This window comes from Paractinoplanes tereljensis, assembly GCF_016862435.1.
GTDB classification, from domain to species: domain Bacteria; phylum Actinomycetota; class Actinomycetes; order Mycobacteriales; family Micromonosporaceae; genus Actinoplanes; species Actinoplanes tereljensis.
Genome location: NZ_BOMY01000013.1, coordinates 99,934 through 120,013, shown reverse-complemented (window position 1 = coordinate 120,013; position 20,080 = coordinate 99,934). Strand labels below are relative to the sequence as shown.

The 20,080-nt window shown below is 69.7% G+C and carries 20 protein-coding genes; 13 read left to right on the top strand and 7 right to left on the bottom strand.

Features of this window, described 5'->3' with window-relative positions; translation table 11 throughout:
* The first annotated feature begins 83 nt into the window (after positions 1–83).
* The 7 genes from glnT to Ate02nite_RS09750 are packed head-to-tail and all read left to right on the top strand — an operon-like array spanning position 84 to position 6,254.
* Complete coding sequence (glnT, locus tag Ate02nite_RS09780) at positions 84–1,406, top strand: type III glutamate--ammonia ligase (protein WP_203802485.1); 1,323 nt, start codon at positions 84–86, stop codon at positions 1,404–1,406.
* A gap of 11 nt (positions 1,407–1,417) precedes the next feature.
* Positions 1,418–2,278, top strand: a complete 861-nt coding sequence (locus Ate02nite_RS09775) for a class II glutamine amidotransferase domain-containing protein (protein WP_203802483.1) — start codon at positions 1,418–1,420, stop codon at positions 2,276–2,278.
* Positions 2,266–2,925: a protein glxC gene (locus Ate02nite_RS09770; RefSeq protein WP_203802480.1), complete on the top strand. Its 660-nt coding sequence runs from the start codon at positions 2,266–2,268 to the stop codon at positions 2,923–2,925. Before Ate02nite_RS09775 ends, Ate02nite_RS09770 begins: the two co-directional genes overlap by 13 nt.
* Positions 2,925–4,235, top strand: a complete 1,311-nt coding sequence (locus tag Ate02nite_RS09765) for an FMN-binding glutamate synthase family protein (protein ID WP_203802477.1) — start codon at positions 2,925–2,927, stop codon at positions 4,233–4,235. Before Ate02nite_RS09770 ends, Ate02nite_RS09765 begins: the two co-directional genes overlap by 1 nt.
* Complete coding sequence (locus tag Ate02nite_RS09760; protein ID WP_203802474.1) at positions 4,232–5,296, top strand: FAD-dependent oxidoreductase; 1,065 nt, start codon at positions 4,232–4,234, stop codon at positions 5,294–5,296. Before Ate02nite_RS09765 ends, Ate02nite_RS09760 begins: the two co-directional genes overlap by 4 nt.
* 4 nt (positions 5,297–5,300) lie before the next feature.
* Positions 5,301–5,957: a helix-turn-helix domain-containing protein gene (locus tag Ate02nite_RS09755; protein ID WP_203802472.1), complete on the top strand. Its 657-nt coding sequence runs from the start codon at positions 5,301–5,303 to the stop codon at positions 5,955–5,957.
* Between the two features lie 15 nt (positions 5,958–5,972).
* Positions 5,973–6,254 carry an ammonium transporter gene (locus tag Ate02nite_RS09750; RefSeq protein ID WP_203803387.1) on the top strand — a complete coding sequence of 94 codons (282 nt, stop codon included), beginning with the start codon at positions 5,973–5,975 and terminating at the stop codon, positions 6,252–6,254.
* On the opposite strand, the gene Ate02nite_RS09745 is transcribed toward Ate02nite_RS09750, so the two are convergent.
* Complete coding sequence (locus Ate02nite_RS09745) at positions 6,232–7,803, bottom strand: GGDEF domain-containing protein (protein ID WP_203802469.1); 1,572 nt, start codon at positions 7,801–7,803, stop codon at positions 6,232–6,234. The two genes, Ate02nite_RS09750 and Ate02nite_RS09745, sit on opposite strands and share 23 nt — an antisense overlap.
* A gap of 82 nt (positions 7,804–7,885) precedes the next feature.
* Entirely contained in the window at positions 7,886–9,022 is a 1,137-nt protein-coding gene (locus Ate02nite_RS09740; RefSeq protein ID WP_203802456.1) for an oxygenase MpaB family protein, read from the bottom strand.
* A gap of 57 nt (positions 9,023–9,079) precedes the next feature.
* Here Ate02nite_RS09740 and Ate02nite_RS09735 point away from each other — a divergent pair, with 57 nt between their 5' ends.
* From Ate02nite_RS09735 to Ate02nite_RS09715, 5 genes are all read left to right on the top strand, one after another.
* On the top strand, positions 9,080–9,721 hold the full coding sequence (locus Ate02nite_RS09735) for a TetR/AcrR family transcriptional regulator (protein ID WP_203802453.1): 642 nt from the start codon (positions 9,080–9,082) through the stop codon (positions 9,719–9,721).
* A 133-nt stretch (positions 9,722–9,854) separates the two neighbouring features.
* Positions 9,855–10,664, top strand: a complete 810-nt coding sequence (locus Ate02nite_RS09730; protein ID WP_203802450.1) for an SAM-dependent methyltransferase — start codon at positions 9,855–9,857, stop codon at positions 10,662–10,664.
* Between the two features lie 244 nt (positions 10,665–10,908).
* Positions 10,909–12,498, top strand: a complete 1,590-nt coding sequence (locus tag Ate02nite_RS09725) for a putative bifunctional diguanylate cyclase/phosphodiesterase (protein WP_203802448.1) — start codon at positions 10,909–10,911, stop codon at positions 12,496–12,498.
* A gap of 318 nt (positions 12,499–12,816) precedes the next feature.
* Positions 12,817–13,263: a CdiA C-terminal domain-containing protein gene (locus Ate02nite_RS09720; protein ID WP_239147292.1), complete on the top strand. Its 447-nt coding sequence runs from the start codon at positions 12,817–12,819 to the stop codon at positions 13,261–13,263.
* An 11-nt stretch (positions 13,264–13,274) separates the two neighbouring features.
* Positions 13,275–13,724: a SitI3 family protein gene (locus Ate02nite_RS09715; protein WP_203802442.1), complete on the top strand. Its 450-nt coding sequence runs from the start codon at positions 13,275–13,277 to the stop codon at positions 13,722–13,724.
* Position 13,725: 1 nt separating this feature from the next.
* Here Ate02nite_RS09715 and Ate02nite_RS09710 read toward each other — a convergent pair whose 3' ends face one another.
* The 4 genes from Ate02nite_RS09710 to Ate02nite_RS09695 all read right to left on the bottom strand — a co-directional run bounded on the left by Ate02nite_RS09710 (position 13,726) and on the right by Ate02nite_RS09695 (position 18,293).
* The gene (locus tag Ate02nite_RS09710) at positions 13,726–15,123 is read right to left on the bottom strand and encodes a PstS family phosphate ABC transporter substrate-binding protein (protein WP_239147267.1); all 1,398 of its coding nucleotides are present in this window, start codon (positions 15,121–15,123) and stop codon (positions 13,726–13,728) included.
* Between the two features lie 180 nt (positions 15,124–15,303).
* Positions 15,304–15,924, bottom strand: coding sequence for a transcriptional repressor LexA (gene lexA / locus Ate02nite_RS09705; protein ID WP_203802423.1), 621 nt, complete (start codon positions 15,922–15,924; stop codon positions 15,304–15,306).
* A gap of 85 nt (positions 15,925–16,009) precedes the next feature.
* Positions 16,010–17,125, bottom strand: coding sequence for a mannose-1-phosphate guanylyltransferase (locus Ate02nite_RS09700; RefSeq protein WP_203802420.1), 1,116 nt, complete (start codon positions 17,123–17,125; stop codon positions 16,010–16,012).
* Between the two features lie 19 nt (positions 17,126–17,144).
* Positions 17,145–18,293 carry a glycosyltransferase family 4 protein gene (locus Ate02nite_RS09695; RefSeq protein WP_203802417.1) on the bottom strand — a complete coding sequence of 383 codons (1,149 nt, stop codon included), beginning with the start codon at positions 18,291–18,293 and terminating at the stop codon, positions 17,145–17,147.
* 160 nt (positions 18,294–18,453) lie between these two features.
* Between Ate02nite_RS09695 and Ate02nite_RS09690 the strand changes: the two genes are divergently transcribed.
* The gene (locus Ate02nite_RS09690) at positions 18,454–19,179 is read left to right on the top strand and encodes a TIGR03089 family protein (protein WP_203802414.1); all 726 of its coding nucleotides are present in this window, start codon (positions 18,454–18,456) and stop codon (positions 19,177–19,179) included.
* On the opposite strand, the gene Ate02nite_RS09685 is transcribed toward Ate02nite_RS09690, so the two are convergent.
* The gene (locus Ate02nite_RS09685) at positions 19,176–19,922 is read right to left on the bottom strand and encodes a glycoside hydrolase family 64 protein (RefSeq protein WP_239147266.1); all 747 of its coding nucleotides are present in this window, start codon (positions 19,920–19,922) and stop codon (positions 19,176–19,178) included. The two genes, Ate02nite_RS09690 and Ate02nite_RS09685, sit on opposite strands and share 4 nt — an antisense overlap.
* Positions 19,923–20,080: the final 158 nt, after the last annotated feature.

Genomic DNA, 20,080 nt, shown 5'->3' with positions numbered 1-20,080 from the left:
ACGGTGCCTCTCCCTGTAACAGGGCCTGTGTTCACTCTTGTGAAACACAGTTTCTTGTGCAGAATCAATCTGGGGGAGGTCACGTGTCACCGGCATCCGAACTCGGACGGCTCGCCGAAGCCGCGAACGTCCGCTTCATCCTGGCGCTCTTCGTCGATCTGCGCGGCAAGCCCTGCGCGAAGCTCGTTCCGGTCGAGGCGGTCGAAACCCTGGCCACCGAGGGGGTCGGCTTCGCCGGGTACGCGGTCGGCGCGATCGGACAGCAACCCCGCGACCCCGACCTGATGGCGATCCCCGACCCGGCCTCGTTCACGCCGGTGCCGTTCCTCAAGCCCGGCCTCGCGATCGTGCACTGCGACCCGCACGTCAACGGCGAACCGTGGAAGTTCGCCCCCCGCAACATCCTCAAGGCCCTGATCCGCCAGGCCGAGGGGGCCGGCTACCAGGCCTGGGTCGGCGCCGAGGTGGAGTACTTCCTGGTCGAGCGGGACGGTAAGGGTGGACTGCGGCCGGCCGACTCCCTCGACGTCGCGGCGCAGCCCTGCTACGACGCGCGCGGCGTGACCCGGATGTACGAGCATCTGACCGTCGTGTCGACGGCGATGAACGAGCTCGGCTGGGGCAACTACGCCAACGACCACGAGGACGGCAACGGGCAGTTCGAGCAGAACTTCGCGTACGCCGACGCGCTCACCACGGCCGACCGGGTGATCGCCCTGCGGTACCTGCTGACCATGCTGGCCGAGCAGCGCGGGATGACGGCGACCTTCATGCCCAAGCCGTTCGCCGATCGCACCGGGACCGGCCTGCACCTGCACATGTCGTTGACCGCCGTCTCGTCGGAAGCGAAGGTCTTCCCGGCCGGCGAGGACGACCGGGGCCTGGGGCTGTCGCCGACCGCGTACGCGTTCGTCGCCGGGGTGCTGGAGCACGCCTGTGCGCTGCAGGCGCTGCTCGCGCCGACGGTCAACTCGTACAAGCGGACCGGGGCCGTCTCCACCGCGTCCGGTGCGTCCTGGTCGCCGAAGCACGCCACCTATGGCGGCAACGACCGCACCCACTACATCCGGGTCCCCGACGACCAGCGAGTCGAGCTGCGCGGTGGGGACGGTTCGGCCAACCCGTACCTGGCCATCGCCGGCGCCCTCGGGGCGGGCCTGGACGGCATCGCCCGTTCGCTGGATCCGGGCCGGCCCGGCGCGGGCGAGGCCAAGGGCGATCCGCTGCCGCTGACACTGCTTGACGCGGTGCAGGCGTTCGAGGCCGACGACCTGCTGACCGGGGTGCTGGACGCGGTCGGCGGCGGGGTCGCCGATTACTTCGCCGAGCTCAAACGGTCCGAGTTCTTCGCCTGGCACAGCGCCGTGTCGTCCTGGGAGATCGACCAGTACCTGCAGGCGTTCTGAAAGGAAATGACATGTGCGGAATCGTCGGTCTCCACCTGAGAGACCCCGCCCTCTATCCGCGCCTCGGCGAGCTGCTGACCGGCATGCTGTGCGAGATGTCCGAGCGGGGCGCCGACTCGGCCGGCGTCGCGGTGTACGGCGATCCGGTGTGGTCGCCGCCCGGGCATGCCACGGTAACCGTGATCGGCGCGGTGCCGGATCTGCCGGACGTCACCGTGATTTCCCTCGGTGAGACGCACGTGGTGCATGCTCCGGTCCCGGTCGACGCCCTCGTCGCCGCGATAAGAGCCCAGCTCCCGGACGCGCTGATCGCCGGCTTCGGCGAGGAGCTGACCGTGCTGAAAGGTGTGGGGCACCCGCGTGAGCTGGCCGCGACCTTCGGCCTGGCGAAGGCCCAGGGCTGGCAGGGTGTCGGGCACACCCGGATGGCGACGGAGTCCGCGGTCACCCCGGAGGGCGCGCACCCCTATGCCGTCGGGCCGGACCAGTGCCTCGTACACAATGGATCTTTTGCCAACCATGCGACCATCCGCCGGCACCTGACGGCCCGCGGGGTGGTCTTCGACAGCGAGAACGACACCGAGGTCGGGGCCCGCTACGTCGCGTCGGCCCTGGCCGACGGGCGTGACATCGAGAGCGCGCTGAAGAGCCTGTGCGCCGAGTTCGACGGCTTCTACACGCTGCTGGTCTCCAACCGGGACTCGTTCGCCGTCGTCCGCGACGCGATCGCCTGCAAGCCGGCCGTGATCGCCGAGACCGACGCGTGGGTCGCGATGGCCTCGGAGTACCGGGCGCTGGTCGGGCTGCCCGGCATCGAGCAGGCGCGCATCTACGAACCCGAGCCGGAACGGATCTACGCATGGACTCGATGACGATCGTCATGGACAAGGGTGTGAACCGCACCCTGCACCGCTTGGACGCAGGCTCGGTGACGATCACCGAGCCGAACGGTAAGCACAGCGTCGCGGTCGGCCTGAACGCGCCGCTGCAAGTGAGCATCGAGGGGCACTGCGGCTATTACGCGGCCGGGATGAACCAGCTCGCCGACGTCGTGATCAACGGCAACGCCGGGGTCGGGGTGGCCGAGAACATGATGAGCGGATCGGTGCGGGTCAACGGCAACGCCTCCCAGTCGGCCGGCGCCACCGCGCACGGCGGCCTGCTCGTCATCACCGGCGACGCGGCCGCCCGCTGCGGCATCTCGATGAAGGGCGTCGACATCGTGGTCGGCGGCAGCATCGGCCACATGAGCGCCTTCATGGCGCAAGCGGGCCGGCTCGTGGTGCGCGGCGACGCGGGCGAGGCGCTCGGCGACTCGATCTACGAGGCCCGGCTGTACGTGCGCGGCAAGGTGGCCTCGCTCGGCGCCGACTGCATCGCCAAGGACATGCGCGACGAGCACCACGCCGAGCTGCGTTCGCTGCTGGCGAAAGCCGGCTACGACGACGACCCCGCCGACTACACCCGCTACGGCTCCGCGCGGCAGCTGTACCACTTCCACGCAGGGAATGAGTACTGATGAGAGAGTCCGCCACGTTCGACCGGAACACCATCCAGGCCATCCAGCGGGCGGCCGCGACCGGCGTCTACGACATCCGCGGCTGGGGGGCCAAGCGGGCCCTGCCGCACTTCGACGACCTGCTGTTCCTCGGCGCGAGCATGTCCCGGTACCCGCTCGAGGGTTACCGCGAGGCGTGCGGCACCGACGTGGTGCTGGGCGGCCGGAACGCTTCATACCCGCTTTATCTCGACATCCCCGTCACGATCGCCGGGATGAGCTTCGGGGCCCTGTCCGCCCAGGCCAAGGAGGCGCTCGGCCGGGGTGCGTCCGACGTGGGCACGTCCACCACCACCGGCGACGGCGGGATGACCCCGGAAGAGCGCGGCCAGTCCAAGCACCTGGTCTACCAATATCTGCCGTCGCGCTACGGGATGAACCCCGACGACCTGCGCCGGGCCGACGCCATCGAGATCGTCCTGGGCCAGGGCGCCAAGCCGGGCGGCGGCGGCATGCTCCTTGGTCAAAAAATAAGTAAGAGGGTCGCCGAGATGCGCACTCTGCCGCAGGGCATCGACCAGCGCAGTGCCAGCCGGCATCCGGACTGGACCGGCCCGGACGACCTCACCATCAAGATCCAGGAGCTGCGCGAGATCACCGACTGGGAGAAGCCGATCTACGTCAAGGTCGGCGCCTCCCGCACCTACTACGACGTCAAGCTGGCCGTGCACGCCGGCGCCGACGTCGTGGTGGTCGACGGCATGCAGGGTGGCACCGCCGCCACCCAGGAAGTCTTCATCGAGAACGTCGGCATCCCCACCCTCGCCGCGTTGCCCCAGGCCGTGCAGGCGCTGCAGGAGCTGGGTGTGCACCGGCAGGGCGCCAAGGGCGTACAGCTGATCGTCTCCGGCGGCATCCGGACCGGCGCCGACGTGGCCAAGGCCTTGGCCTTGGGCGCGGACGCGGTCGCCATCGGCACCGCCGCGCTGATCGCGCTGGGCGACAACGACCCCCGTTACGCCGCCGACTACGAGGCGCTCGGCTCGGCCGCCGGCTTCTACGACGACTTCCAGGACGGCCGCGACCCGGCCGGGATCACCACCCAGGACCCGGTGCTGGCGGCCCGGCTCGACCCGGTCGAGGGCGGCCGCCGGCTCGCCAACTACCTGCGGGTTCTCACCATGGAGGCGCAGACGATCGCGCGCGCCTGCGGCAAGTCGCACGTCACCCACCTGGAACCGGAGGACCTGGTCGCGGTCACCATCGAGGCGGCCGCGATGGCCCGGGTGCCGCTGGCCGGCACCGACTGGATCCCCGGGAGCACCCGATGAGGGTCGCCGTCGTCGGGGCCGGCCTGGCCGGGTCGGCGACGGCCTGGCGGCTGGCCCAGCGCGGCGCGGAGGTCACCCTCCTGGAGCGGGCTTCGCCCGCCAATCCGCAGGGCAGCTCGCACGGATCGGCCCGCATTTTCCGGTACGCGTACGCGGACCCGTTCTACGCGCGGCTCGTCGCGCAGGCCCGGGAGCACTGGGCCGAGCTCGAGGACGCGACCGGCGAGACGTTCTTCCGGTGCACCGGGTCGCTCGACTTCGGTGCGACCCGGCGGCCCGAGCAGCTGGCGGCGGTCCTGACCGGGATCGGTGTCGAGCACGAGCTGCTTTCCGCGGCCTCGGTGTCGTCACGCTGGCCCGGAATTCACACCGGCGGGCCGGCCCTCTGGCACCCGGACGCCGGTGTGGTCGACGCGGCGGCGGCGGTGCTCGCGATGACCGACCTGGCCCGCAAGGCCGGCGCGACGGTGCACGAGAACTGGACGGTCACCGCGGTCGAGGGCAGCACGGTCCGCTCGGGGGACGGCCGGTCAGTTATCGCCGACCACGTGGTCCTGGCGGCCGGCGGCTGGCTGCCGGAGCTCTTCCCAGGCCTCCCTCAGTTGCGGATCCGCCAGGAGCAGGCGTACCACTTCCCCTATCGCGAGCAGGGCCCGGACTGGCCGTCGTTCATCCACAAGGGAACCGGCATCCAGACGTACGGGCTGCCGGGTGGCCGGGACGCCGAGCACCGCGGGCACAAGGTCGCCGAGTACTTCGGTGGCCACGAGATCCCGACCGCCGCGTTCAACGACGGCGTCATCGACCCGGCCAACCGGCGGCGGATCATCGCGTACGTCGAGCGGCACCTGCCCGGCCTGATCCCCGAGCCGTACGCTGAGGCCACCTGCGTGTTCACGATGACCCCGACCGAGGACTTCGTCATCGACACCCGGGGCCCGCTCACCGTGGCGTCCCCATGTTCCGGGCACGGCGCCAAGTTCGCCCCGCTGCTCGGCGCGATCATCGCCGACTCCGCGATGGGGCTGGCCGAACCGGCTGAACGATTCCGCTTAGGGTGACGGAGTGACTGACGGCCCTCTCCTGCGCAACGACACCGGCACCGCTCGCGAGCGGGGTGCCGACGAGCCGCTCGGCGGCCTCGAGCTGGAGGTGGCGATCGGCCGCAACGTCCGCGAGCTGCGTAATCAGTACGGCCTGACGGTGGCCGAGCTGGCCATCCGGGTCGGCATCTCCAAGGCCATGCTCTCGAAGATCGAGAACGCCCAGACCTCGTGCAGCCTGGGCACCCTGGGCGCGCTGGCCGAGGGCCTCGACGTGCCGGTCACCAGCCTGTTCCGGGGCGCCGACCGGGAACGGCCGTCGGCGTTCGTCCCGGCCGGCGGCGGCACCGCCATCGTCCGCGACGGTTCCCAGGCCGGCCACGAGTACCACCTGCTCGGCTCGCTGCGCGGGGAACACCGCCGGCTGGAGTGCCTGCACGTCACGCTGACCGTGAAGAGCCGCACCTACCCACTGTTCCAGCATCCCGGCACCGAGTTCATCTACATGCTGGAGGGCGTGATGGATTACGCCCACGGCCGGGCGATCCACCGGCTCACCCCGGGCGATTCGCTGCAGATGGACGGCGAGGGCGCGCACGGGCCGGCCGACCTGGTCGAGCTGCCGATCCGCTTCCTGTCGGTGATCGCCTTCCCGGATACGGTCGCGCCGCACCGCTGACATCTACGGGCAACACTGTTCTACGGCGGTGGTTTCGGCCTGCTCGGGAAGCAGGCGGTGGCGGCCTTCTCGGTGCTCGGCTTCTCGTTCGTGGTCACCCTGGTGATCGCGTTCGTCATTCAGAAGACGATCGGCTTCCGCCTCTCGGCGGAGAAGGAGGCCGCCGGCATCGACGTGGTCGAGCACGCCGAGGTCGCGTACGACCTGGAAGGCAGCCTGCACGCACCGGGAACCGGGCCTACGCCGGAGGCGGTCATCGCCGCGGCCGAACGGCTTACCGCGAAGGCGGCGCCGTAGGAGTGAGGTGCCGGGTGGCCTGTTCCACCCGGTTCCGTCCGTTCGCCTTGGCCGCGTAGAGGGCCTGGTCGGCGTCGTCGATCAGGCTCACCGGGCAGCGGTAACCGTTGCCGACGGCCACCCCGGCGCTGAAGGTCACCGCGACCTCGACCCCGTTGACCGGCAACGGCTGCGCCGCGACCGTTTGCCGCAGGCGGTCCACCCAGGCGACCGCCTCGGCGGCGGACATGCCGTGCAGCAGCAGCGCGAACTCCTCGCCGCCGTACCGGGCGGCCACGTCGCCGGGGCGCAGCGAACTGCTCAACCGGCTCGCGATGTGGACCAGGACGTCGTCGCCGGTGTTGTGGCCGTACCCATCGTTGATCTTCTTGAAGAAGTCGATGTCCAGCAGCACGAAGGCGAACTCGGCCTCGCGCTCGAGGGCCGCGCTGAGCTCGGTCATCAGGTGCCGGCGGTTGTAGAGGCCGGTCAGGTAGTCGCTGGCGGCCTGCTCGGCCAGGCTGGCCCGCAGCGCCTCGATGGTCGCGAGCTGGTTGCGCAGCTGCTCGGTCTGCCGGATCTGCTCGGTGATGTCGTGCGCGACCAGGATGGAACCGGCCGGCTCACCGTTGCGGCTGATCAGCGGGCTCACCCGGACGCTGAGGTCGATGCCGATGCCGCGCACGTTGCGCAGGACGTAGTCGCCCTCGGCGTTCTCCGGCAGCTGGGCCAGCAGCAGCTCGATGTTGCGGGCCACGTCGTCGGTCTCGATCCCGACCCGGGCCAGGAGGCCGGCGGCGGCCGGGTTGGCCTCGACCAGCCGGTGGGCCGGGTCGACGACCACCACCGGGTCGGTCATGTTCTGGAAGACCTCGCGGTGCACCACCGGGGCGAGTGCCGGCGTGGAGTGCCGGGCCACCCAGTACATGGTCGGGGCGCTCAACGCGAAGCCGCAGGCGGTGAGGTCGATCAGGCGCCCACCGGCCAGGATGCCGGTCAGGTTGATCACCGACGCCGGGAAGAGCGCGATGATCGCGAGCAGGTAGCCGCGGTAGCGGCCGGTCTGCCGGATGTACATCCGGAACACCGTCACGGCCGAGACCACGACCAGGATGTAGCAGTAGACCGTGTGGGCCCAGAACAGCGGGCCGAACGTCGCGGCGTAGGCGCCGTTGATCGCGGTCGGCTGGATCTGTTCGATGAACAGGTGATGCCAGGGGTTGGTGGCGATCGCGATGGTGGCCAGCACCGGTTCGATGCTCAGCAGCAGCAGACTGCGCCGGTCCAGCCGCCAGAACCGGTTGGTCAGCGCCCGGGAGGTCGCCCACCAGCCGCCCACCACCAGGTAGACGCCGGGATACAGCAGCGAGATGGCGATCATCACGGTGGTCGGATCTCGGCTGTACAACGGCACGACGGTGGCCAGTGACCACCAGGTCGCGCCGGCCGCGATCGCCGCGATGGCGGCGAACCCGGCACCCTCGTGCCGTCGCCGCCAGGCGAGACCGGTAAGGAACGTGGCGATCAGGATCGCGACGGCGAACAGCACCGACAGTGCAACGGTGGCCATGGCCGTCCTCCTCACCGAACTCAGTCTGATCGACTCAGTGCGGCCTATCGGCTAACCGTCTCGCACCTTTAGTGAAACCAAGTCAGGCCGGCAGGATCTCGCCCCAGCGCGCGAACTGGGCCTTCGCCTGCCGCTCGCCCCGGGCGAGCAGGCGCTTCCGGCCGCCGGGCAGCCGGCCCAGGCCCTGGCTGACCACCAGGTTGGCGCCGACCCGGGTCAGGCCGTACCACGGGAGGCGGTAGGGGAGACCCAGGTCGTGCATGGCCCGCCGGCCCAGCAGCCAGGTGCTGACCGAGAGGGCCCGCTCCCGCTCGAACCGGTCGTCGGTCATCTCGATCAGGGCCTTGGCCAGGGCGGTCGAGTTGGCGTCGGGCGGTGGGTCGTTGGCCAGGAAGTGGTACAGCAGGCGGCGGCCGGCCCGCTCGGTGTGCGGGAGCCAGGCGTCGTCGACGCCCATCAACCAGCCGACGTACGACCACAGGTGCATCACCGCGGCCGCGTCCGGGCCGGAGACGCGTACGCCGAGCAGGCGCAGGTGCATCAGGAAGCTGGTGCTGAACACGCCCAGGGTGCTGGCCTGGTCGTACTGGTTGATCGGCACGCCCCGGCCGGACCAGTCCCACTCCGGGTCGGCCTCCAGCTGCGCGTTGACCAGGGCGTGCATCACCCGCACGTGGATCGACAGGCGGAAGCCCTCGCTATCGGGGGCCAGCCCGCCGGGCGCGGTCACCGCCCGCCACCAGATCGACGTCTCCTTGATCCGGCGCAGGGTCTCGCCGCCGGTCAGCCGGCCGGTGCGGACCAGCGGTTCGAGGGCGGCCGCCGTGCGGTAACCGCCGAGCAGCGAGCCGTAGGCCAGGACCAGGCCGGCGTCCATCCCGAAGGCACGGCAGGCCTCGGCCCCGCGGGCCAGTAGCCGGTCGTCGACCCAGTCGGGTCGCTTGGTGACGACGTCGAAGAAGGTGCGGATCGGCTCCGCGGCCTCGGCGGTGGGCCCGGCCGCGAGCGCCCGGTGCAGGTCCCGGATGGCCAGGCCGGGCGTTTCCCGTACGGCGGTGACCAGCGCGGCGGCCGGCTCGTCGCGGCGGGTCAGCCCGGCACGCAGGGCAGCCAGTTCGTCCTCGGTCGGCCGGGCGCCCGGACCCGCGAAGATCCGCAGCGGGCGGGCGGCCTTCTCACTCCACCGTTTGTCGGCGGCGAAACGGGTGGGCGTGGTCATACCTCGACGATAAAGTGAGTAGATGCTCGGCTTCTACTCGTGTTTTGGCCTCGACCCATGACGGCACAGAGCAGCAGGAAGACACCGCAGCAGCGGCGTTCGCGCGACATGATCGACCGCATCCTCGCCGCCACTGCTCAGGTTTTGGAGGAGCGCGGTTACGCCGGGCTGAGCACCAACCGGGTCGCCGAGCAGGCCGGGGTCAGCGTCGGCTCGCTCTACCGCTACTTCGCCGACAAGAACGAGCTGATCGAGGAGCTGCGCGCCCGCAGCTCGGCCGACGTGCTCGGCGAACTGACCGGGGCGCTGACCGACGCGGTGGCGATGCCGGCCCGCGACGGCGTCCGGCACGTGCTGGCCGTGCTGGTCGGGTCGCTGCAGCGGCACCGGGCGATCACCGCCGCGATGATCGACGAGGCGCCGCTCGGCGCGCACGGCAACATCCTGCCCGAGGTGGAACGCCAGCTGGCCCAGGTGACTCGCATCTTCGTCGCGGTGCACGCCCCGTCACTCGACCCGGCCGAGGCGGAGGCCCGCATCCACCTGGCGATGGGCGTGGCGCTCAACGCCTGCCTCCGCATCGCGCTGCAGCCGGCCCCGGGCATCACCGAGGACCGCCTGATCGACCTGACCGCCGACCTGATGGTGCTGGGCCTGGTCCCCGACCCACTGGGCCGGTCGGCCACGCACGCAGAATGAAGGGCCAGGGCCAGCCTTAGCTGGGCCCCGGCCCGGCCTCGGCGTGAGCGACGGTCAGTTATCGGCACCCGGCTACGACATGATCTTCGGCTTTGATCTGGTCCTGCGGCAATTTGCCGACTTGAATGGGTCCATGGCTTACGGGTGGGTGCCGGAGGGTGTCGATATCACCGTCCCGGATGCGTCGCGGGTCTACGACTACGCGCTGGGCGGGGTGCACAACTTCGCGGTGGACCGGGAATTCTGGCATCGGGCCGAGGCCGCTTTTCCGGAGGCCGGGCTGGTCGCCCGGACCAATCGGGCGTTCCTCGGCCGGGCGGTGCGGTGGCTCGCCGATTCCGGGGTGCGGCAGTTCCTGGACATCGGGTCGGGCATTCCGACGCTCGGAAATGTGCACGAGGTGGCGCAGGAGGCCAATCCGGCGGCCCGGGTGATGTATGTCGATATTGATCCCATCGCCGTCCAGCAGAGCCGCAGCCTGCTCAGCGGCAACCCCTATGCCCGGGTGATCGAGGGAGATCTGCGCGATCCGGAGGCGATTCTCTATCACCCGGATGTGTTGCAGCTGCTCGATTTCGCCGAGCCGGTCGCGGTGCTGACCGTCGCCGTCCTGCATTTCGTGCCGGACTCGGCCGACCCGGCCGGCATCATGAAGCGACTCGGCGACGCGATGGTTTCGGGCAGCTATCTGGTGGTCTCGCACCTCGGCCCGGAGGTCACCGCGGAGGGCCGGGAACGGCAGGAACGCGCCCGGAAATTGTATGAACGCACGCCCACTCCGGTGGTGATCCGCGATGCCGAGGAATTGACCGCGCTGATCGGGTCGGACTTCGAGATCGTGCCGCCCGGCGTGGTGGGCGCGGCCGACTGGCATCCCGATCCGGATGAGGCGGACGATCCGCCGCAGCCGACGGCGCTCGTGGCGGTCGCCCGCAAGCGGTGAGCGGTTTGCCGTTTCTTACACAAAATGCGAGTCGTAACCCTCGGTGGGCGGTGTGAACGCTAACCGCGGCGAAGAGTGACGATCTTGATGGTTCGCCCAAACAGTTCGAATGGCCCACAGCATGCGTGAATGGGCATAATGCGGCAGCCATTCACCGTTGAGGCGCTGGGGAGGCGGCATGGACATGACCGCTCTCTCTCGGGAGTGGTTACGTGGGGTGACACGCTCCGGTTTCGTTCCCGGGGTGCGGGCACGGGCTCATGCCGCCCTGCGGGAACTGCTCGAGGAACTGGTGGCGGCGGTGCGCGCCGAGCCGTTCGATCCGGCCGTCGGCCAGCGCATCGGCGCCGAGCTGGTCGACCTGCGGATGTCCTCGCCGCCGGTGATCGGGATGACCGTGCGGCTGCTCGCCGAGCGGTTGCCCTCCTTCGTGGACGGTGACCCGGCCCGGGTGCACGCCCTGCTGGAGACGCTGGTGACCGGGTTCGTCACCGCCCAGCGCGACGCGGCGGTCGGCGCCGCCGAACAGATGAACCGTTCCGAGAAGATCCATTGGCGGCGGGTGCAGACCGACCTGCAACAGCGGCTGCAGGACGCGCTACTGCACGACCCGATCACCGGCCTGCCCAACGCCCAGCACCTGCGCCGGCACCTGGCCGGCTGCACCACCGGCCGGATCGGCTTCTGCCTGCTGAGCATCGACCGGTACGCGGAACTCGCCGACACCCTCGGCCACGACAACGCCGCCAAGCTGCTGACCGCCGTCGCGCACCGGCTGACCGGCGACCACTTCCTGGCCCATCTCGACGTCGACCAGTTCGCCCTGGTCGTCGACGTCACCGACACCGACGACGTGATCAAGCTGGCCGACCGGTGCCGCCGCGCCCTGCAGGCGCCGTTCCCGCTCGACGGCCACGCGTTGCGCATCGACGCGACGGCCGGCCTCGTCGAGGCCCGCGCGGCCGGCGCCGACCCCGACCACTGGCTGCGCGACGCCCGGCTCGCGCTCGGCTGGGCCCGCCACGACCGCCGCGACCACGCCGTCTTCGAAACCGGCCGGGCCGAGGCCGAGCGCCGGCGCCACCGCCTCGCCGCCGCGATGCCATCCGCCTTGGCGAACGCCGAATTCCTTGCCCACTACCAGCCCCTCTACCGCCTCACCGACGGCGTGATCATCGGCGTCGAGGCGCTGGCCCGCTGGCAGCGACCCGAGGCGCTGCTCCGGCCGGCCGACTTCATCACCCTCGCCGAACACACCGGCATGATCCGCCCGCTCGGCCGCTACCTGCTCGAACAGGCCTGTCGCCAGGGCGCGCGGTGGCGGCGGGCCGGCCACGACCTGCTGATCAGCGTCAACCTCTCGCCGCTTCAGCTCGGCGAGCCGACGCTCGCCGCCGACGTGGCCGACATCCTGCATCGGTCCGGCCTGCCGGCCGGCAACCTCCAATTGGAGATCACCGAGAGCGCCGCGCTAACCGACGGCTATGCGGCCCTGCCGCAACTGACCGACCTGGGCGTACGCCTGGCGCTAGACGATTTCGGCACCGGCTACTCGAGCCTGGCCACCCTGTCCTGGCTCCCGGTCACGAACGCGAAGCTGGCCGCCGAGTTCATCACCGACGCCGGCGCACCGGCGGTAACGGAGGTGCTGCGACACACCATCGGCCTGTGCCACGCGCTCGGCATGACGGTCACCGCCGAGGGCATCGAAACCCAAGACCAGGAACGCCTGCTGCGAGACCTGGGCTGCGACCAGGGCCAGGGTTACCACTTCGCCCACCCGATGCCCGCGCCGGCCCTCACGGAACGTCTGGGCATTGCTCACGATTGGTAGTTTCGCGCGAGTGGATGTGCTTGACCCGGACGACTATCTGCGCGACTGGAAGAGCCGCCGGCTCGGCGCGCTGCGCTCGGCTGCCGCCAGCCTCCGAAACCTGACCCGGCTACTCGACGGCTGACCATGTCCCCGAAGAGCCGCGCCCACGACGAAGGCCCGCCGAGGCGGCCGAGGCGCACCCGCCCGGAGGCCGAAAGCGTCCGGGCCGCCCACGAGGACCTGGGCGAACTCCTCCGCGCAGGCCGACCCGGGCAGCGAGCAGATCACCTCGTCACGCGGCAAGCGGCGGAGAGCGGCGGCAGGCTGACCGGCCGTCTGACGCGTCCGAAGCGGGGCGACGATGCCGAGGTCCAGCGATCTATCGAGTTGGAGAACGCGGCCGCCGTAATCCTGGCTGAACACGGCTATCAGGTGCACCAAAATCCGACCCCAGAGGAGATTGCCGCGGCGCGTCAAACCAGCGGTGACAGCGGCAACCCGCGGTCGAAGCCGGACTATCTCATCGAGGGCCGAGTCTTTGACTGCTACTCGCCCACCAAGCCGGACAAGAACGTCCGCGGCATTCATTCGCAGGTCAAGGAGAAGGTTGTTCTCCTGCGACAGACTCAGCGCGCGGTGGTCAACCTGGCAGACTGGTCCGGCGATATGGGCGCCCTCCGGAGGCAGTTCGAAGACTGGCCGATCCCGGGCCTCAAGGAGCTTAAGGTCGTCACGCGCAGCGGCGACATCATCCAGATCGACCTGCCCCGCGGAACAGATTGAGAGCGTGCACTGTGGCGATCGACTACAACCTGTACCTCGCCGGGAATCCGCCGGTCGAGGTGGTGGCGCAGTGGGCATTCCCTGCGTTGGCCGATCGCCCCACCGGAACAGTGCCCTTTCTCGCCGCCAACCTTGACGAGAAATACGGCTTCGAGGTCGTGGTCACATCGGGAGAAAACGCCTACCTCGACGTAATGACCGACGACGGCGGATGGGAATGGGAACCGGAGACTTACGTGGTGGTCGCGTTCCGCCTCGACAAAGAGGCCGATCGCCCAACCGCGACCGATCACGTCCTGGCCGTTGTCCAACGGGTCCTCGTCGCCGCCGACCAGGACGCTGCTTTGGTCTTGAACGGCGACGTACTTCTACTTTCCCGGCTGAACGGCGTGGTGATCAAACACCGTCGCGACACGTGGTGGTCGTTTCATCCGGCGGCCGATCAGCTTATCCCCGGGTAGGTCAGGTGGGGCGGCATAGCTGGGGGTTGGCCAGTTCGGCGCAGGGGCGGTCGCCGTGGGAGCGGATGATGTCGGCTCCGGTCTGGTTGGTCAGGTAGCGCAGGAAGCTGGCCGCCACCGAGTTCGCGGCGGGCTCGCCGTACGTGTAGCCGAATTCGGTTTCCCAGAACGGGTACGTGCCGTGGTCGGCGTCGGCGACCGTCGCGGGGTGGCCGTTGATCCGGATGGAGACCAGGCCCTTACGGTCCGCGGCCGCGCCCAGTTCGCTGTAACCCATCGCGCCCGGCGTTGCCGCCACCGTGCGTAGCACCGTTTCGGTCGTGTCCCGGGCGCAGCGGACCACGCCGGCCGGGGAGCCCGGGTCGAGGGAGCGGCAGTCGTCGGAGTTGCTGCCCGGCTCGCGTGCGCCGGCCAGAACCCGGCGCTGGAACGCGGCCCGCGTGCCGGAACCCGGGTTTCGGCTGATCAGGCGGATCGGCACGTCGTTGCCGCCGATCTCCTGCCAGTTGGCGATCTTGCCCGAGTAGATCTGCTTGATCTGGTCCAGGGTCAGGTCCTGGACGCCGGCGTCGCCGTTGACCACCAGGGTGAACAGGAAGAACGCGATCGGCCGGGGCAGCAGGCGGGGCAGGCCGCTCGGCTTCTCGCCGTCCGAGAACGCGATCACGTCGGGGCCGGCCTGGTCGAGCGTCTGCAGGCCTTCGCCGCTGCCGCGGAATTCAAAGGCGAACGACGAGCCAGGGCACAGATCCTGGTACGACTTCGCGGCCTCCCGCGCGACCGGCTCGAACGCGGTGGAACCGGTGAGCCGGACCTGGCCGGTGGCACAGTCGAGGGGCGCGCTGTCGCCGCTCGACGCGAAGATGACCAGCTGGGCGACGACGATCGCGACCAGGAAGCCGATAAGTGCCAGCACCCGTTTCGGCGTACCCGTGCGGCTTTTTGTCTCTTGAATGCGGCCGCCGCCGCCAACGCCGCCCTTGATCGTGCATTCCACATGGGGCGGTGGATATTGCCGGGCGCCCGCACCACCGTCGGCCCGTTCCAGGGCGCAGAGCACCTTGTAGTGCTCGCCGCGGTTCATCGGGACCTTCGGCAGTTCCAGCACGGTTTCCTTGACGGTGAAACCGCCGCCGTTCTGGAAGCTGGAACTCATGTTGGTGTCGCTGACCTCGGTGATCACCGCGCCGACCACGTGGCGATCGGTGAAGGTGATGGTGATGCCGGTGTCGTCGGCGTGCGAGCGGGAGTAATCGCCCTCGTCGATGTTGGTGGCACCGTTGTTCTCGATGCGCAGCAGCACGATGGTCGGGTCTTCCAGCTTGCGGTTGCTCACCATCAGCTGGGCGAACGGGCCGTCGTGTTCCGTCTTGACGACGTTGCTGGCGGTCGTGTCCATCTGGACCCGATAGCCGAGGCGCTTCCGGCCTTTGACGACGAACTCATACAGTGCCGCGATCCCGGGGACGACCACACCCAGGGTCGCGAGCGCGACACTCCACCAGAACTCTATGACCGCATTATTGGGCCGCCGGAGTCGCCAGTGGACGATCGTGCCGAGGGTTCAGGGAACGTTCACTCACACGCGGCGCAGGACGCTGACCACCTTGCCGAGGATCACCGCGTTGTGGCCGGGGATCACGTCGTAGGCCGGGTTGCGCGGCACCAGGTCGATGCGATGGCCCTCGGTGCGCAGCACCTTGACGGTGGCCTCGCCCTCGATCATCGCGGCCACGATGTCGCCGTTTTCCGCGGTCGGCTGCTGGCGGACCACGACCAGGTCGCCGTCGCAGATCGCGGCGTCGATCATCGAGTCGCCCTTGACCCGCAGGGCGAACAGGGTGCCGTGGCCGACCAGGCTCTGCGGCAGGGTCAACTCTTCCTCGACCTGCTCGTCGGCGGTGATCGGCGTGCCGGCCGCGATCGAGCCGACCAGCGGGACGCGGATGTCTTCCTCGCGCAGGGTCGCCGGCTCGGAGGAGCGGATGTCGACCGCGCGGGAGCCGCGGGCGTCGCGGCGGATGTAACCGAGTTCCTCGAGGCGATCCAGCTGGTGGGCCACCGAGGAGGGGGAAGCCAGGCCGACTGCGGCGGCGATCTCGCGCATCGTGGGCGGATAGCCCTTGCGGCCGATCCACTCCCGGATCATCGTCAGGATCTGCTGCTGGCGGACGGAGAGCTCCTGCACGGGGGAAGCCATGCGGTGACGATACTACATTTTTCGATCATCTGTACTAATCACCACCGGGACGGGTGAGAACTTCATCCGCCCCGGTGGCCTCGACTCAGATGTAGCTGTGTTCGCCCGAGTCCTTCAAGGCGTCGACCAGCTGCTTGACCTCCTGGGCGCGGTCGCGCGGGCAGACCAGCACCGCGTCCGGAGTGTCCACGATGACCAGGTCGCGCACGCCCAGCGCGGCGACCAGACGGCCGGCGGTGGGCACCACCACGAGGTTTTCGGTCTCGCGCAGCAGCACGCCCGACTTGTCGGCCCCATCGCGGCCGACCACGACGTTGCCGGCCTGATCGGAGGCGAGCACCGCACCGAGCGTGTGGAAGTCGCCGACGTCGTTCCAGCCGAAGTCGCCGGTGACCGTGCCGACCCGGCCCACCGTGGCGGCACCCTCCATCACGGCGTAGTCGACCGAGATGCGCGGCAGCGTCGGCCACACCTCACCGAGCACGTCCTCCCGGGACGGCGAGTCCCAGGCCTGGGCGATGCGCGAGATGCCGGCCGCGAGCTGCGGCTGCTGACGGGACAGCTCGGCCAGGAACACGTCGACCCGCCAGACGAACATGCCGGCGTTCCACAGGTAGTTGCCGGACTTCACGTAGCTTTCCGCCACGTCGTACGACGGCTTCTCCTTGAATTCCTGCACGGCCAGCACCGGGCCGTCGCCGACCACGCTGCCGCACTCCAGGTAGCCGTAGCCGGTCTCCGGGCGGGTCGGGGTGATGCCGAGCGTCATCAGCAGGCCCTGCTGGGCGCCGCCCATCGCCTGCCGGATGACCGCCGAGAACTGGTCCTTGTCGGCGATCAGGTGGTCCGAGGCGAACGCGCCCATGATCGCCTCGGGCTCGCGCCGGGCGATCACCGCCGCGGCCAGGGCGATCGCCGCGCACGAGTCCCGCGGCGACGGCTCGATCAGCACGTTCTCGTCGGGAACCTCGGCGAGCTGGCGGGACACGGCGGCGGCGTGCGCCACCCCGGTCACCACGAAGACGTGGTCGGACGGCGAGAGCTGGTCGAGGCGGTCGACGGTGGCCTGCAGCAGCGAAGCGTCCGTACCGGTAAGCGGGTGCAGGAACTTGGGGTGGCCGGCCCGGGACAACGGCCAGAGACGCGTGCCGGTGCCCCCGGCCAGCACGACGCCGTAAAGCGCACCCTGTTGGTCAATCATGCTGGCGAAGTGTAGTGGGTCACGCGGCGGCGACACGTTTCCAGGTGGTGACATGTACCTCGGCACTTGAAGCCCAGGTGAACTCTTTGGCGCGGTCGAATCCGGCCTTCGCGAGCGTCAGCCGGCGCTGCTCGTCGTGCAGCAGATCGGCCAGGTCGGTGGCGATGCGGTCGGGGTCTTCAGTGGTGTACGCCACTGCGTCGCCGCCCACCTCGGGCAGGGACAGCCGCGGCGTGGTCAGCACCGGTGTTGCGCAAGCCATCGCCTCCAGGATCGGCAGGCCGAACCCCTCGCCGAACGACGGGTAGCAGGCCACCAGCGCGCCACCCAGGAAGCCCGGCAGGTCGGCGTAGCGCAGATAGCCCGGGCGGAGCAGCCGCAGGTGTGACGGGACCTCGGCCACCGCGCGGTCGATCTCGTCGTCGTGGCCCTGGCCGCCGGCCAGCACCAGCGCCGGCGGGTGCGGCCAGTCGGCTACCGCGCGAGCCCAGCCGCGGATCAGGTTGGGCACGTTCTTCCGGGGTTCCTTGGCGCCGAGGAACGCGACATAACCCGCGTCGGTCAGGCCCAGACGGGCACGGACCCGGGCCTTCTCCTCCTCGGTCGGCGCGTGGAAGGCGGAGTGATCGACACCGTGGTAGGCCACGTCGATGCGGGTCGGGTCGGCATCGAGCAGCCGGATCAGCTCGTCGCGGGTCGCCTTGCTCGGCACGATCACCCGGGCGGCCCGGCGCAGCGACGTCTTGATCGCGCTGCGGAAGAAAGTGCGCTTGGTGTTGTCGTAGTGCTCCGGCTCGGTGAAGAACGTGGCGTCGTGCACGGTCACCGTCACCGGGCAGCCGGCCCGCAGCGGGCACGTGTAGAACGGCGAGTGCAGCACCTTGGCGCCGACCTGCTGAGCCAGCAGCGGCAGCCCGGTCTGCTCCCAGGCGAGCCGGGCAGGCCGGTGCGCGACCGCGGCCGGTCCGGCGATCACCTCGGCGTCACCGAGCATGCGGCTGTAACGCTCCGCATCCGAACGCTGGGCCACGACGGCCAGATCGACCCTGTCCGGATCCAACTGACCGAGGGCACCGAGCAGGCCGTCGACGTATCGGCCGACGCCTCCTCGATCAGCGGGAACGCTGGTGGCGTCGACGAGCACTCGCGGGGGGCGACCGGCGGTCACGAGGCAACTCCCAAAGAGGTTGTAATTCAGACCACTGGCAAGCCTACGCCCGGAATGCATCGGGCACGTGACCGCGACACCGCCTGATTCGAAGCGTTTCCGGGAACTCATCGCAAGTTCAGGATCAGTCACGCAGAGTGACGGGCTTATCGTTGGTGCGGTGCAGACCACGATCCCGCAGGCCTTGGCCGAGGCGGTTCGCCGCGACCCGACCACCCCGTTGCTGACCTGGTACGACGATGCGACGGGCGATCGGACCGAGTTGTCCGGGGCAACCCTCGACAACTGGGTTTCGAAGACCGCCAACATGTTGATCGACGGCCTCGGCCTGGGCGTCGGGGACAGCATCGCGGTGGTGCTCCCGCCGCACTGGCAGACCGCCGCGATCGTGCTCGGCGCCGCCGCAGCCGGCGTGGCAGCCGACCTGGGCGACGAGCCGCAGCCGGTGGATGCCCTGTTCACGAGCCCTGCACTGGCCGATCGCGCGCTCGCCTGGTCCACCGGCGACCGGCTGATCACCGGCCTGCTGCCGCTGGCCATGCCGCTGCGCGATCTGCCCCCGGGTTTTGTCGACTATGTGACAGAGGTGCGCAACTACGGCGACCACTTCCGCGGCGCCCCCATCGGCAACGACGACCGGGCCTTGGCCGGCCCGATCGAGATGAGCCACCTGGCGGTGATCCGCAACGCCACGGTCCGAGCGGCCGAGCTGGGCTTCGGCGCCGGCGACCGAGTCCTGATCGACACCCGGTCCTACCCCGACCCGGCCGACTGGCTCTTCACCCCACTGGCGGTAGGAGCCTCAGTGATCCTGTGCGCCAACCTGGACCCGGCAAAGACCAAGCCCCGAGCCGACTCAGAGAAGGCCACCGTCCTACTGACCTAGAAACCGACCGCGACCAGCAGATACTGCGGGTTCTGGTGGGAGACGTAGGTGGACTGGGCGTTCACGTCGTCGTAGGGGAAGCCGTAAGCGCGGCCGTCGATGGCGTTGTCGTGCCAGAACTTCGCGTAGAAGTTGGCCGGGGCGGCCTGGTAGTAGGCGCCGCGATCGTTGGCCTGGGCCGCTGTCACGTGCCGGTTGAGCTGGGCGCACTCGTCCGGCTTGCCGGACAGCGGGCCGGCGCAGCCGAGGATCTCCGAGCTGTTCGCGGCGGTCGTGTAGGTGGCGAAGTAGTCCGCGTACCGGCCGCCGGGCCGGAACGAAGGGTCGCCGCCGGGGGAGAGGATCTTGTCCAGGCCCTGGGCCAGATGATCGAACTCGGCGGGGACCGCGGCCTTGAACCGGGCGAACGTCGCGGCCCGAGACTCGGCGAAGACCTTGCGGCTCTCGCCCACCTCCTGGTCGAAGCCGTCGGCGGCGTGCAGCCGCATCGCGATCTTCAGGACGAAGGCATCCACCCGGGTGGTGTTGCCGTTGAACTGGTCCGGGCCGACGGTGAACTCGACGAAGTCGTTGTACTTGCTGGTCGGCGTGCCCAGGTGGAAGTACATCCGGCCGGCCGAGTTGGCCGGCATGTCGAGATAGGGCTGGTCGGCGATCGAGTGGGTCTGCCCGTTGAAGGTCCAGTAGACCTTGCTGTCGGGATAGGCGCCGTTCGTGCGGTTGAGCACCTTGACGGTGAGCACGTTTTTCGCCCGGGGGATCCCGGAGGTGTCCCCCCAGAACGAAACCGGCTTTTCGGTCGGCTTCGGCTTTGCCGACGCCGACGCCGATGCCGTCGGCCGCTTCGAAACTGGCGGCGACGAACTGGGCGGGGCCGGCGCGATCGAGACGGGTACGGGGG

Bases quoted from the DNA above. Each gene is read 5' to 3' on its own strand.
- Ate02nite_RS09735 (WP_203802453.1), top strand. From the start codon at position 9,080: ATGACGGCACAGAGCAGCAGGAAGACACCGCAGCAGCGGCGTTCGCGC.
- Ate02nite_RS09760 (WP_203802474.1), top strand. From the start codon at position 4,232: ATGAGGGTCGCCGTCGTCGGGGCCGGCCTGGCCGGGTCGGCGACGGCC.
- Ate02nite_RS09730 (WP_203802450.1), top strand. From the start codon at position 9,855: ATGGCTTACGGGTGGGTGCCGGAGGGTGTCGATATCACCGTCCCGGAT.
- Ate02nite_RS09770 (WP_203802480.1), top strand. From the start codon at position 2,266: ATGGACTCGATGACGATCGTCATGGACAAGGGTGTGAACCGCACCCTG.
- Ate02nite_RS09700 (WP_203802420.1), bottom strand. From the start codon at position 17,125: ATGATTGACCAACAGGGTGCGCTTTACGGCGTCGTGCTGGCCGGGGGC.
- lexA (WP_203802423.1), bottom strand. From the start codon at position 15,924: ATGGCTTCCCCCGTGCAGGAGCTCTCCGTCCGCCAGCAGCAGATCCTG.
- Ate02nite_RS09740 (WP_203802456.1), bottom strand. From the start codon at position 9,022: ATGACCACGCCCACCCGTTTCGCCGCCGACAAACGGTGGAGTGAGAAG.
- Ate02nite_RS09765 (WP_203802477.1), top strand. From the start codon at position 2,925: ATGAGAGAGTCCGCCACGTTCGACCGGAACACCATCCAGGCCATCCAG.
- Ate02nite_RS09745 (WP_203802469.1), bottom strand. From the start codon at position 7,803: ATGGCCACCGTTGCACTGTCGGTGCTGTTCGCCGTCGCGATCCTGATC.
- Ate02nite_RS09710 (WP_239147267.1), bottom strand. From the start codon at position 15,123: ATGGACACGACCGCCAGCAACGTCGTCAAGACGGAACACGACGGCCCG.
- Ate02nite_RS09775 (WP_203802483.1), top strand. From the start codon at position 1,418: ATGTGCGGAATCGTCGGTCTCCACCTGAGAGACCCCGCCCTCTATCCG.